Raw genomic sequence first — 12907 nt, 5'->3', positions numbered from 1 at the left:
AAATACAGTCTGACAGTCGTTCTGATTGCCTCTAGTCTTTGATCTCTGGCTGATAATCGCCATGACCGTGGGGTTCATGATAAACACTTTTGACTTCTGCCATCGCTACCATCGGAAGGAATTTACAGAAGAGCAGGAACAGCGTCATGAACAGACCGAAACTTCCGATCAACATTAACACGTCAACAATAGTCGGTTTGAAGTAACCCCAGCTGGAAGGCAGGAAGTCGCGGCTCAGCGAGGTGACGGTAATCACGAAACGTTCGAACCACATACCGATATTCACAAAAATACAGACCACAAAAATCATCCACGGCGTTGTGCGAATCTTCTTGATCCAGAACAGCTGCGGGCTGATTACGTTACAGGATACCATGATCCAGTAAGCCCAGGCATAGGGACCGAACGCACGGTTGATGAAGGCGAATGTTTCATAGCGGTTACCGCCGTACCAGGCGATGAAGAATTCCATAGCGTAGGCATAACCGACCATGGTTCCGGTGGCGATGATCACCTTGGTCATGTTTTCCAGGTGACGGTCGGTCAACAGGTCTTTGATACCGCAGATGGATCGCACGGGAATCATCAGCGTCAGCACCATGGCGAAACCACTGAAGACCGCACCCGCGACGAAGTAAGGCGGGAAGATCGTGGTATGCCAACCGGGGAGCTGTGAAACGGCAAAGTCGAAACTCACGATGGTATGCACACTGAGCACCAGCGGAGTTGCGAGGGCAGCCAGGAGCAGGTAAGCCCGCTCGTAGCGGTGCCAGTGACGGGAAGAACCGTTCCAGCCCAGTGAGAACAGTCCGTAACCGAACTGAGCAATTTTATTCTTGGCTCGGTCACGCAGGGTGGCCAGGTCGGGGATCATCCCCATGTACCAGAACAACAGTGATACGGTCGCGTAAGTAGAAACGGCGAACACGTCCCACAGCAACGGGCTGCGGAAGTTTGGCCACATAGACATCTGGTTGGGAATCGGGAAGAGCCAGTAAGCCAGCCAGACACGACCGATGTGAATCCCGGGGAACAGCCCCGCACAGACCACAGCGAAAATCGTCATCGCTTCGGCAGCGCGGTTGATCCCGGTACGCCAGTCCTGTCGGAACAGGAACAGAATCGCGGAAATCAGGGTACCCGCGTGACCGATACCAACCCAGAACACGAAGTTCACGATCGGCCAGCCCCAGAAGACCGGACTGCGGTTACCCCAGACACCAACACCAGTGATGATCAGGTACCCCACCAGACCAAACAGCATACCCATCAGCGCGGCGGAAGCAGCCAGTGCCACGTACCAGCTGAGGGGAGCCTTACATTCGGCCAGCCGACAGACGGCATCCGTGATGGTTCCGTAATCATGTGCACCGGTGACGAGCGGAGTACGTTTGCCGGGAACTTCCGTTGTTGTGTCAATTGGCTCGGATGCTACTGAAGCCATAGTTCCAGTTCTTTACTTTATAAAATCAAACGGATTGGTAATTCGTTTTGTCACACAGCGGCAGAGAGTTTCTACCGCCCTGCTCCACTCTTAATGTTTCTCACTCTTTTCGTGCTTCTCATAATGCTTATGATCGCCGTGACCGTCGGCTTCAGCATGCTGCTCGCCATGACCGTGACCATGAGGTTCTGGAACCGGAGGTGCCAGTGATGGATGCGGATTCGAAATCCGGGCCATGTAAGAAGTACGAGGTTTGATATTCAGTTCCGAGAGTGCCGTGTAGGTCCGCGGATTTGCATGGGCCTTGGCAACGCGGCTGTTTTCGTTATTCAGGTCGCCAAACTCAATCGCCTTGGCAGAACAGGCCTGCTGGCAGGCAGTCACGATTTCGCCATCCTTGATCGGCCGCTGTTCGTTCTTGGCTTCGATCTGAACGGCCTTGATTCGCTGCACACAGTAAGTACATTTCTCCATCACACCACGATGACGCACCGTGACTTCCGGATTCAGTACCAGGGCCTGCAGCTTGCCGCGTGGCTCTTCGTAAACTTTGTTGAAGTTGAAGTAGTTGAAGCGACGTACTTTATAAGGACAGTTGTTCGCACAGTAACGGGTACCGACACAGCGGTTGTAAACCATGTCGTTCAGACCTTCGTCGGTGTGCACGGTAGCAGCGACCGGACAAACCTGCTCACAGGGTGCCAGTTCGCACTGCTGACAGAGCATCGGCTGAGTTGCTACGCCGGGATTGTTGACGTCGTCACCGGTGAAGTAACGATCGATTCGCATCCAGTGCATTTCACGGCTGTTGATGACCTGCTCGCGACCAACGACCGGAACGTTGTTCTCTGCCTGACAGGCGACGGTACACGCATTACAGCCTACACACTTGGAGAGGTCGATCGACATCCCCCAGGCGTGACCGTCGTAAGACAGTTCTTCCCAGGGTGACTTGAGCGGCGGATGGTGTGTCCGATGTTCGGCGAAGTCGGGATATTTTTCCCACTCGCCCAGGGTACCTTCCCGGACCAGCTGACCAACGCGGCCCAGCACTTCGTTGCCGCCGACGGTGTCGATGGCATGGTGATCCTGGGTGACGGCGAGCTCGTACTCCTTGCCGGTGTCTTCGACTTTCAGACCGGTCTTGAAGTTCATCGCTCCCTTAGCCTGCAGGGCAGCGACGTTCTCACCAACGGGTTTCACATCGCGAGCGACGTCTCCGCCAACCAGACCGGCGGCGGTACGACCGTAGCCCAGAGCGACGGCAACCGAATTCGGAGCCTGACCGGGCATCACGTAAACGGGCAGCTCCAGAGACTTTCCATCCAGGATCAGCTTGACGACAGAACCGAATTTGACACCCAGGTCATCGGCGGTCTTCGGAGCAATCAGGGCTGCGTTGTCCCAGGTAATCTTGCTCAGGCTGTCGGGAGTTTCCTGCAACCAGCCACTGTTGGCGAAACGACCGTCATACAGTTTCGGGCTGAGATAGAAAACCAGTTCCAGATCTTCGTCGGAAGTTTCAACAGCCTTGGCAGCGGGCAGGTCTTTCACTTTGGGCGAGACTGCGGGCAGCGATGTACCTTTCACGAAACCATCGTGCACCGAGCGACGCCAGGAGGCGTTAACCGCCATGGAATCCAGCGAACCTTTGACGGCTTCTTTCACCAGATCCAGAGCGACCGGATGTTTGTCGCCGCACAGAATTGCCAGCAGCTCGACTTCTGATTTTCCGTCGTGCAGAGGCTCAATCAGCGGCTGACCTACGCACAGAGTTCCGTCGTAGGCCCGGGAATCACCCCACTGTTCGAACGGATGTGTCTTTGGCAGGTGCCAGTGACAGAGCAGTGAAGTTTCGTCTTCGTACTCACCCAGGTGAATCGCATTCGGCACCTTGGAGAGAGCAGAGACAAAATCGATGTCGCCAGGAGCATTGTAAGCGGGGTTTCCACCCAGAATGACCAGGGTTTCGACGGCACCAGACTGCATTTCTTCCGTCAGCGTCCGCAGTGCTTCAACAGAAGGAAGTTCCGTTGCCAGCGGCTCCTGCGTGTATTTGACCGTCTCGCCAACATTGCCCAGCTGCTCATTCAGCTTATGGACGCGGGCGTGCAATTCAGCAGGCTGATTCTCGCCGATCGCGACCAGGCTGGAACCCTGATTGGCCACCAGGTCTTCAGCCATCGCAGCGAGAACTTTGTCAGCGTATTCTTCGCTGGCTGCTTCCGGCTTCTTCCCATCGACACGTGCCTGAACCTGAGATTCCAGCTTCGACAGAAACGCCCCCAGATCGACCGAACGAGTCGGCAGACGATGGTCGGCAGCCACACCGGTTGTGGTGTAACGGCTTTCAACCACGTAGAGACGGTTCATCGGACCAGCGGCGGGATCCCGACGGGCGGCCCACTCGCGAGTGTGCAGCATACCGGCGGGATGCTCTGACAGCAGATCTTCATCCAAGCAGACAATGATGTTCGCTTTCTTCAGATCGAAGTGAGGACGAACAACTTCGCCGAATGCCAGACGGGAACCGGCGTAAGCATTATCCCGGTTACCGGCTCCGTAATCGAACCAGCGCGCCTGGGGATACATGGCTGCGAATTTGTCCTGCAATCCCTTTCGGGTTACAGAAGTACTGAGATCGGCGAGCACTCGCAGCCTGGCTCCACCGTTCTCGCGTGCCTGACCCAGCACTTTATCTGAATATGCCAGAAACGCCTGCCAGTCACGGACATAGCGATTTCCGTCCTGACGCTCAATCACGCCGACCGCACGATCGGGATCGTACAGAGACAGAGTTTCTGACTGCGCCTGTGCCGTGGAAGAACCACGGTTCTGAGCCGAATCGGGATTCCCTTCAACTTTGATCGGACGCCCGTCGTAGCTGGTGACCAGCAGACTTTGGGCCTGCCCGCCCAGTTCAACAAAGGTCGCATATTTCTGAGGCTCACCGGGAATCATCCCCTCGGGACGAGACACGCTCGGTGAAATCTTCTCATCTTCCCAGCGACACCCCGACACACTGGCCAGAGCAACGGATGCACCCATGATCTGCATCCAGCGACGCCGCGAAACACCTTCCGGATACTCCGAAGCGGCCACGGGAAACTCGCGATGCAATATCTCTTCAAATTCCGGTGTGGAATGCAACTCACCCAGACTTCGCCAATACTTTTTATCCACAACCGAACCCCTTAGCGGTGACACGTAGAACAATTAGTAGAAGGATTCAAATTCAATTCTTTCCGAATCTTCGCACCCACTTCTTCCGGATCCCCTTCGGGTTTCCAGTCGAGCTTCGTTACCAGCTCAGGTGGACGCAGATTCGGTTCAGGGTGCCGATGACACTCCAGACACCAGCCCATGCTCAACGGCTTAACCTGTGTGACCTTGTCCATTTTGTCAACGCGACCATGGCAGGAAACACAGCTCACACCACGACGAACGTGAGCACTATGGTTGAAGTACACATAGTCCGGCAGGTCATGCACACGACGCCACTGCATCGACTTCCCGGTCGCCTGGCTTTCCCGGATGGGAGCCAGCTTGGGGCTGGTCGAGTGAATAGCAACAGTGTTGACTACCCCGTTGGCGTCTGCACCAGAGTGGCAGTTCAGACAGGTCGCGGTAGGAGGCACAGCAGCGTGGCCGGCAACTTCAACTGTGTTATGACAGTAGCGGCAGTCCAGCTTCAACTTGCCTGCGTGCAGAGCATGACTGAAGGGGAGTGGCTGCTCGGGCTGATAACCGACGTCCGTCGTCTCCGGACTCGCCCCAAATGCAACCATACCAACGACATACAGGACACCAATCGCCCCCAGCGCACCCAGCACTGGTACAATCGTATTTGTCCATTTTGGAAACAGAAAACGATCCATTTTTGCTATACCTGACAAGACCTTTCGAGCCGGACCAACCTGAAACAGACAGAACGTGTCTTGGAGATTGATGAGTCAATCGATGGTCGCGGCGGACTTTTCAACCGGTTTGGAGAGATGATACCCCATCTATTTTCGCACAATAGATGCAAGGGGAGATGTAAGCAATCCATTCAGCGTCAGGTAAAGGAAAGTTTCTTGGAGTCGGGAGTCGCCGGATTTAAAATTCTCATTATTGGGGACAAGCCCCCGCTGCTGCATGCTAAGCCAGACAGCCATGAACCCCGCAAAATTGCAGCACGAGCCCCAATAAAGGACTTTTTAGTCCAATTTGCACGGCACCCCCCGTTCTCGCGGCCCGGACAGATGACAGTCTCATTGTCGAGAATCAGAAAATTCCGTCAACAGTGAACGCATCACACAGTAGACGGAACCCGACCACAGCATCTGTTTACGGTGTTTTCCTCCCCAAGAATTTCAATGAAGAGATCCTGCTCACCAGGCATTCGATTCCGCTGCATCTCCAGTGCCTTTACACTCCGCCGGCAATGCTGCATGATGAATACAGATTCAGCAACTCGAACACATCATATCCACTCACACTTGGACAGAGGCGGCTTCGTCTATGAGCAATCGCATTCGCTGGGGCATTTTAAGCACCGCAAAAATCGGCACCATACAGGTCATCCCCGCCATGCAGCAGGGAGAACATTGTGAGATCAGCGCGATCGCTTCCCGCACGCTCGACCAGGCTGAGCAGACTGCCGCCGAGCTGGGAATCCCCCGTGCGTACGGTTCTTACGAAGAACTGCTGGCCGATCAGGACATTGATGCGATCTACAATCCCCTGCCCAACCATCTGCATGTCCCCTGGTCCATCAAGGCCATCGAAGCAGGCAAACATGTGTTGTGTGAAAAGCCAATCGGGCTCTCCTCCAGCGAGGGCCAGCAACTGGTTGACTGCGCCGCAGCGCATCCCGAGCTGAAAGTGATGGAAGCCTTCATGTATCGCCACCACCCCCAGTGGCAGTTGGCCAGGAAGCTGGTGACAGACGGCACAATCGGGGAACTGCGTACGATTCAGTCATTTTTCTCTTACTTCAATGACGATCCGCAGAACATTCGTAACCAGAGCGAAATCGGTGGTGGCGGCCTGATGGACATCGGCTGCTATCCCATCTCACTCTCACGATTTATCTTTGGCGAGGAACCGCAGCGCGTCTCAGGAATCGTCGAATACGACAGTGAGCTGGGGACCGATCGCCTGGCTTCGGCCACGCTAGACTTCGGCAGAGGAACCTCCACCTTCACCTGCTCGACACAGCTCAATCCCTATCAGCGGGTGCAGATTCATGGCACACAGGGACGGGTGGAGATTGAAATTCCCTTCAATGCGCCGATCGACCGCCCCTGTCGTGTCTGGCACCAGACCGGCGCTGATATCGCCGAGGTCAAACTGGATCTGTGCAATCAATACAGTATCCAGGGCGATCTGTTCTCGCTGGCCATCCTCAACAACACCGCGGTGCCCACGCCACTTACCGATGCTGTCGCCAACATGAAAGTGATCGAGGCGATTATTGAGAGCAACCGCAGCGGCGCCTGGGTAAAACCCTGATTTTCGAGCTTCGCCAAGCTGCATTCCGAGAGCAACCAGCCTGCCTGCAGATTCAGGCAGGTTGCGTACAGGGCGCGCACGATCAGCCATGGGGAGGTCGAGGTTCGAATTTTACCGGAGAAGTACGGTCTGCCAGACAGTTCTACCTGGGAGCCAGCACCATGATCATATTCCGACCGCTGGCCATTGAGGGAGCCTGCTCCACTTTTGCCAGATCGGAAAGCTGTTCCTGGATTTCTCCGAGGATGGTTCGGCCGAGTTCATGGTGCGCGTTTTCACGACCACGGAACATGATATTGAATTTGACCTTGTCTTTCTGCTCCAGAAACTTCCGGGCGCTTTTCAGCTTGAACTCAATGTCATGTTTGCCGATTTTCGGACGCATCCGGATTTCTTTCAGATGCACCTGATGCTGCTTGGTGTTTTTGCTGGTCTTCTTTTTACGCTCGTACTTCAGCTTCCCGTAGTCCATGATACGACAGACGGGGGGCTTTGCGTCTGAGGCCACTTCCACCAGATCCAGGTTGGCCTCCATCGCTAACTTCAATGCTTCCGCTGTGGGGATCACTCCGAGTTGTTCCCCGTCTTGATCAATGACCCGCACCGGACTGATCCGGATCTGGTCATTAAGTCTCTGCGTTGTTTCGATTGCTTGTTTCTCCTTGTATCGAATCAAGAAATTAGTTTTGTGTCCCGCTTAGTACTTTCAAAAGTCGGGAAACACACTCTCTGACTACTGATATGAAAAAAGAACATCTCTGCAGGAGATGCCTTTGCCGCATACCAGATTCCAGTTATACATTCTGGCAAAAATATACTGTTACATCTTAAGTTATATCAATTGGCAAAAAGTGGCAAGTAACATTGATACACTATTTTATCCGAAATCGCTTCACTGGGACTGAACTTTGAACCGGTTCCCCCCTCAGTTTCAGCGGTATTTCCGTCGAACAGAGTCTGTTCATCTGTCTGATGAATCTGCCTCTTTCAGGGGAAATCGCTTTACTTCGCCCGAAAAATCCCTCAAATTCCGCTGTTGCTCAGCGGGAATCGCCACGGGTTCCCAGCGGGGGCCAGAGTTCCGGTAATTTTTAAAGGGATCCTGTTCTCCCGCACGGCCACGTACCGGGAATTCCGGAATCTGGTGCTGTCGGGCTGCTCGCAGGCTCGGTTCGAACTCGACACCTGGCGAGGAGTTAAAGTTCGCTCCCGGCTGAGGAGCCGGTTCCGACAGCGGAAGCGTCACAGCGGACGAATCAGCTTCCGTTCCCAGGAAGGCAGCCTTCAGTGTCGCAGATGCTTCACGTTGAGTGGGTGCCGGAGGAATGAAAGGAGTGCCACCGGGACCCGGTTGAGTTCCCTGCAGATTCTGGATGGCAGCCGCGGATTCCGCTGGTTCGCTGAAATCGATCGACTGAATTTTTTCATTCACGGGTGCTGCCGCAGATTCACTCTTCACGCCGGGTACCGGCGGTGCTGGTGTCTGAGGCATCGCTTCCGCAGCAGGAGCTACCGGCTCGGGTGGTGCTTCGCCCGGGGTCAGCAGCTGAGGATAAACACCCCGCGAAATCTCATCCGTATAGAGTGGTGCTGCCGCGATGTTCCGGACACGCCCTTTCAGACGATCCCGCTCTGCAGCATCCATGTAGGCTTTCTGAGGCCAGCCCCCTTCAGCCAGGAAAATGTTGTTATATGACAGCAGCGAGCCTTTCTCAAACTGCACGTTCTTAATCGCGAGGGCATACTCGACCAGCGAACGGTAGTAACTGCTGTCTGCTTCCGCCTGACGACGCTGTGCTTCCAGCAGCAGGTCCAGGGTCGCATTGTCTGATTCATAAGCCGCCTGCACTGCAGCCACTTCCTGTCGGGCAGCATGACGACGGTTGAAGGATGTCTGCATTACGGCATACGCACGATCGACATCGGCGATGGCGTTACTCAGACTCTGCACCACAGTTCGTTCCTGTTCATGCAGGATCGCCCGGCTGCGTGCCAGCTGCAGTTCTGCGTTTCGCATGGCTGCATGCGCCTGCCGACGTCCCAGGGGTACAGAGAATTCCAGACCCAGCTGCCATTCCTGCAGATTCCCGTCAAACAGGGTATTCAAAGCACCTTCGTAAGGTCCGGGATTGGAACCTTCGGCCAGGAAGTTCTTACCAAAGCCACGCCAGCGATACCGGCCAATCAGGTCGAGTTCGGGCAGCAGGAAGTTTTCGTTGGCCTGCAGTTCCAGTTCGTATTTTTTGATCGCCCAGCGTTGACGACGAATTTCGGGGCGACGGTCCAGCGATTCCACCAGGGTCTCTTCCCAGTCGAAATCAACACGAGCCAGCGATGGTTCATCCGCTGGACGAATCAGTCGACCGTCATTGATCGGAATGCCCATCAGCTTCCGCAGGCGTCGTTCCGCAACATACACACCATGATTGCTCTGAAAGGTTCCGCCCTGGCTGCCGTTGTTGGTATGCGTGCCATTCAGCAGTCGACCGCTGAGTGCATTTTCCACTTCGGCCTGATAGCGGAAATACTGTTCGCGGGCCTGCGCTTCTTTTTCGGCTTCGCCGCCACGACGTCCATTTTCATACAACGCATGAATCCGCCGCCAGGTTTCCAGTGCGGAATCGCGGGCCATGATTTTCGCATCGAGATCACGATACCCGAAATACAAATCCCAGTAAGCGTTCTCAACGTCGCTCACCAGGTTACGAACGGCAATCTCGAATTCGCCAAGACTGATGTCAGTATTCATGCGGGCGATGATCACACCATTGATCACTCCCGGCGTGTTACTCGGTCCGGCCAGCTGGTTGAAATCGATTCCGCCTCCCCGCAACAGCGGATGACGGAATTCCATTTCGATATTGTTCTGGTAGGCGTGGGGGAACTGGTTACCGGGCGAGTTATTAGCATCGTAGTCGATGTAGTCCCGCAGGGTAAATTCAGTACCGGTCATGGCACGCTTGGTCAGCTGCGCCTGGATCACCATTGCATCCTGTCGCAACAGACGAGTACCACCGCCGAAGAAGACGTTGTTCAACGCCTTGTCATTCTTCTCAAAAAACGTACTCGCTGACAGCGTGGCATCATAGGCGCTTAGTGCCGCAGGCACGCCATATCGCGGGTCCGACTCGGTAATGGCAGGATCGTATTTCGTGGTCACTGCAGCCGGCGTATTTAATGAAACACCACCGACATCACCCAGCACCTTGGAACTCTCCAGTGCCATCCGGACTGCTTCCTGCAACGAAAGATCCCAGTAATCGGGGGTTGCAGAGCTGGCGACACTCGAAGGCGCCATTGTGCCGATCGTGTCGCCTTCATCAATGGAATCCACGTTGGGATACTCAATTTCGTGAGCGACCTGCTGGTACACTTCCTCACTGTCCACAAACTCGTCTTGAATCGACTTGTTCATGAAACTGCTGCAGCCTGGCCCCAGTAGCGTAGGAGCTACCGCCAGCAGAAGCATCAATCTTGTCAGGAAATGGTTCATTGAATAACCCTGGTCAGTCTGGACCACGTACCAAAAAGCTTTACACTCTCTCCTCTCATCGGCTCGAAACCGGGCCGACCCAAAGCGAATTTTCGTCATATTCAGAATATTCCATATAATCGGACAACCGAAAGACTCGCCCCAATCAGCTCATGTCACACATTCACCCTATTTGCACACTATGTGAATGTTCCAGAGCCCAGCAGCCTGCATCGATCAGCGAAGCTGCGCAATGATTTAAAGTTGTACACCAAATACTTTGGCAGCGCTGTCTGCTTTTTCTTGCTCGATCCCCACGCTGGCGAAGCAGCCGTGTTAGGATGTAGGAAACAGGGACCTTTACTGGCGTCCCCTGCCTGCTGGTATCAGCGGCAACCTGAAACCTTTGACTCGACAAACTGATGACAACTGACGAATCCTCTTCCATCGAAAATGTCTGGCAGGAGATCGAAGAGCTCGTAATGGGGCTGGCGCAAATCTCACGTACCGAGATTTCGAGTCAGCGGTTCTATTCCGAACTGGTGGAGCGGGCCATCCAGGGTCTCAGCGCGCGAGGCGCCCTGCTCTGGATTCCGGATTCGCACAGGGACTTCGAACTCATTGAACAACAGGGGCTGAATCCCGAAACCGATCCGATTCTGGGCCTCAGCCAGGAGCAGGTCCATCGACACCGGATGCTGCTCAACGAAGTCCTGCTTGAGAACGAACCTGCCAGTATCGCTGCCGGAACCGGATTGTCGGCAGAACACCAGGGAAAGAATCCCCTCTCAGAAAATCTGATTCTCTGTCCCGTCCGCATCATGCGTGATTCGGTTGCCAGCATCGGAATCCTGGAAATCATCCATGCCGCGCCCCGCTCTTACGAGGCGCAGGAAGGTTACCTGCGGTTCATCAGCGCGCTGTGTGAAATCTCAGAAGACTTCTGTCAGCATCAACAGTTGCTCAAACTCCAGGAACTGGAAACGCTCTGGGAAGAGTTCGAACGATTCTCCGAACACGTGCATCTGCACCTGGATACGCAACAGACGGCCTACATCATTGCCAATGAAGGGCGGCTGCTCATCAACTGTGACCGGGTCTCGGTACTGCAACGGAGCGGTTCTGCCTATCGCCTGCTGGCCGCCAGTGGAGTTGAGAGTATTGAACGCCGTTCCGAATCGGTACAGCGACTGGAAACACTCGTCAATCGTATTCAGGCTTTGAATCGACCTTACTGGAACTGGGAAGCGGATCAGAACTATCCCCCGCAGATCACCGAACCGCTGCACGCCTATCTTGACCTGGCGGCCTCCCGTTCGCTGATGATTTTCCCGTTGAAACACATCACCCAGGAATCAACAGAACCGGTTAATAATACCCGACTGCATGACCAGAGCAGTCCCGCGGAACAGACGATTGGCGCGATCGTTGTCGAGCAGTTTCACGAAGCAAGTGCCGGACAGACTTTTCTTGATCGTTCTCTGGCGGTAGCGCGGCACGGGGGAACGGCCCTCTATAATGCGCTACAGTATGAAAGCTTTCCTTTCTTTCCCGTACTTAAATTCTGGTCGCATTCACCTGTCCGCAAACGACAATTGACCTGGCGGAAACTGGCGACTGCCGGGGTGGTACTGGCCGTGATCGCGGCCCTGCTGATCCTGATCCCTGCTGACTTCACGATAGAAGGAACCGGCACTCTACAACCCGTCGATCAACAGAACATCTTCGCGACCGCTGATGGCATCGTCGACCAGATCCTTGTTCAACAGGGAGACGAAGTCACTCAAGATCAGACACTGCTCACGCTGCGTGACTCGGAATTGGAACTCGAATCCAGTCGCGTGCGGGGCGAGATCCAGACGGTCCAGAAACGTCTCGCCGTAATTCAGGCGGCACGCCTCGAACTCAATCCGACCGACGCCGATGCCCTGCAACGCGCCAACCGGCTGACTGCGGAACAGGAAGAACTCAACGAACGACTCAAAAGTCTGACCGAACAGCGGACCCTGCTGAAGAATCAACAGGATGCCCTGCTGCTCAAAAGCCCTATCGCGGGAGAAGTCCTTACGTGGGATCTGCAGGAGAAACTATTGGCCCGCCCGGTCCAGCGGGGACAACGTCTGCTCACCGTAGCTCGCCTGGCCGGCCCCTGGGAACTGAAAATGCAGGTACCCGACTCTGAAGTGGGACACGTTCTGGAAGCGCAACGTCGAAGTGAGACGCCCCTCAATGTCTGCTTCTTATTATTGACAGATCCGGACCAGACTTATACCGGCACCATTCAATCGATCGCAGCCACTGCGGAACCTGACCAGGAAGGAACCCCCGCCGTGCAGATCACGGTCAAACTGGATCGTGAATCGATGAAAGGGCTGCGTCCGGGGGCATCAGTACTTCCTCAGATCGATTGTGGCCAACGTTCGCTGGGCTATGTCTGGCTCAGACGGTTATGGGAAACCGTTCAACGGGAATTCTTCCTGTTCTGAACAGTGTTC

The 12907-nt window shown here is 54.9% G+C and carries 7 protein-coding genes; 2 read left to right on the top strand and 5 right to left on the bottom strand.

Annotation, left to right across the window (positions count from 1 at the left end; all coding sequences use genetic code 11):
• Positions 1-31: 31 nt before the first annotated feature.
• From nrfD to F1728_RS16295, 3 genes are all read right to left on the bottom strand, one after another.
• The gene (gene nrfD, locus F1728_RS16305; RefSeq protein WP_149338470.1) at positions 32-1444 is read right to left on the bottom strand and encodes an NrfD/PsrC family molybdoenzyme membrane anchor subunit; all 1413 of its coding nucleotides are present in this window, start codon (positions 1442-1444) and stop codon (positions 32-34) included.
• A gap of 90 nt (positions 1445-1534) precedes the next feature.
• A complete protein-coding gene (locus tag F1728_RS16300; RefSeq protein WP_155365011.1) occupies positions 1535-4627 on the bottom strand; it encodes a TAT-variant-translocated molybdopterin oxidoreductase in 3093 nt (1030 codons plus the stop codon).
• A gap of 11 nt (positions 4628-4638) precedes the next feature.
• Positions 4639-5322, bottom strand: a complete 684-nt coding sequence (locus F1728_RS16295; RefSeq protein ID WP_155365010.1) for a cytochrome c3 family protein — start codon at positions 5320-5322, stop codon at positions 4639-4641.
• 625 nt (positions 5323-5947) lie between these two features.
• Between F1728_RS16295 and F1728_RS16290 the strand changes: the two genes are divergently transcribed.
• The gene (locus F1728_RS16290) at positions 5948-6940 is read left to right on the top strand and encodes a Gfo/Idh/MocA family protein (protein ID WP_155365009.1); all 993 of its coding nucleotides are present in this window, start codon (positions 5948-5950) and stop codon (positions 6938-6940) included.
• A gap of 142 nt (positions 6941-7082) precedes the next feature.
• Here the strand turns inward: F1728_RS16290 and infC are convergent, their stop codons facing one another.
• Complete coding sequence (infC, locus tag F1728_RS16285; RefSeq protein ID WP_155367408.1) at positions 7083-7589, bottom strand: translation initiation factor IF-3; 507 nt, start codon at positions 7587-7589, stop codon at positions 7083-7085.
• 312 nt (positions 7590-7901) lie between these two features.
• Positions 7902-10433: a TolC family protein gene (locus F1728_RS16280; protein WP_228030204.1), complete on the bottom strand. Its 2532-nt coding sequence runs from the start codon at positions 10431-10433 to the stop codon at positions 7902-7904.
• 401 nt (positions 10434-10834) lie between these two features.
• Between F1728_RS16280 and F1728_RS16275 the strand changes: the two genes are divergently transcribed.
• On the top strand, positions 10835-12898 hold the full coding sequence (locus F1728_RS16275; protein ID WP_155365008.1) for an efflux RND transporter periplasmic adaptor subunit: 2064 nt from the start codon (positions 10835-10837) through the stop codon (positions 12896-12898).
• Positions 12899-12907: the final 9 nt, after the last annotated feature.

The organism is Gimesia benthica (genome assembly GCF_009720525.1).
GTDB lineage: Bacteria > Planctomycetota > Planctomycetia > Planctomycetales > Planctomycetaceae > Gimesia > Gimesia benthica.
The sequence above is the reverse complement of the archived record's forward strand: the minus strand, read 5'-3'. Positions and strand labels throughout refer to the sequence as shown.

Coding starts and splice junctions, on each gene's coding strand:
- F1728_RS16275 (WP_155365008.1), top strand. CDS start 10,835: ATGACAACTGACGAATCCTCTTCCATCGAAAATGTCTGGCAGGAGATC.
- nrfD (WP_149338470.1), bottom strand. CDS start 1,444: ATGGCTTCAGTAGCATCCGAGCCAATTGACACAACAACGGAAGTTCCC.
- F1728_RS16280 (WP_228030204.1), bottom strand. CDS start 10,433: ATGAACCATTTCCTGACAAGATTGATGCTTCTGCTGGCGGTAGCTCCT.
- F1728_RS16295 (WP_155365010.1), bottom strand. CDS start 5,322: ATGGATCGTTTTCTGTTTCCAAAATGGACAAATACGATTGTACCAGTG.
- F1728_RS16290 (WP_155365009.1), top strand. CDS start 5,948: ATGAGCAATCGCATTCGCTGGGGCATTTTAAGCACCGCAAAAATCGGC.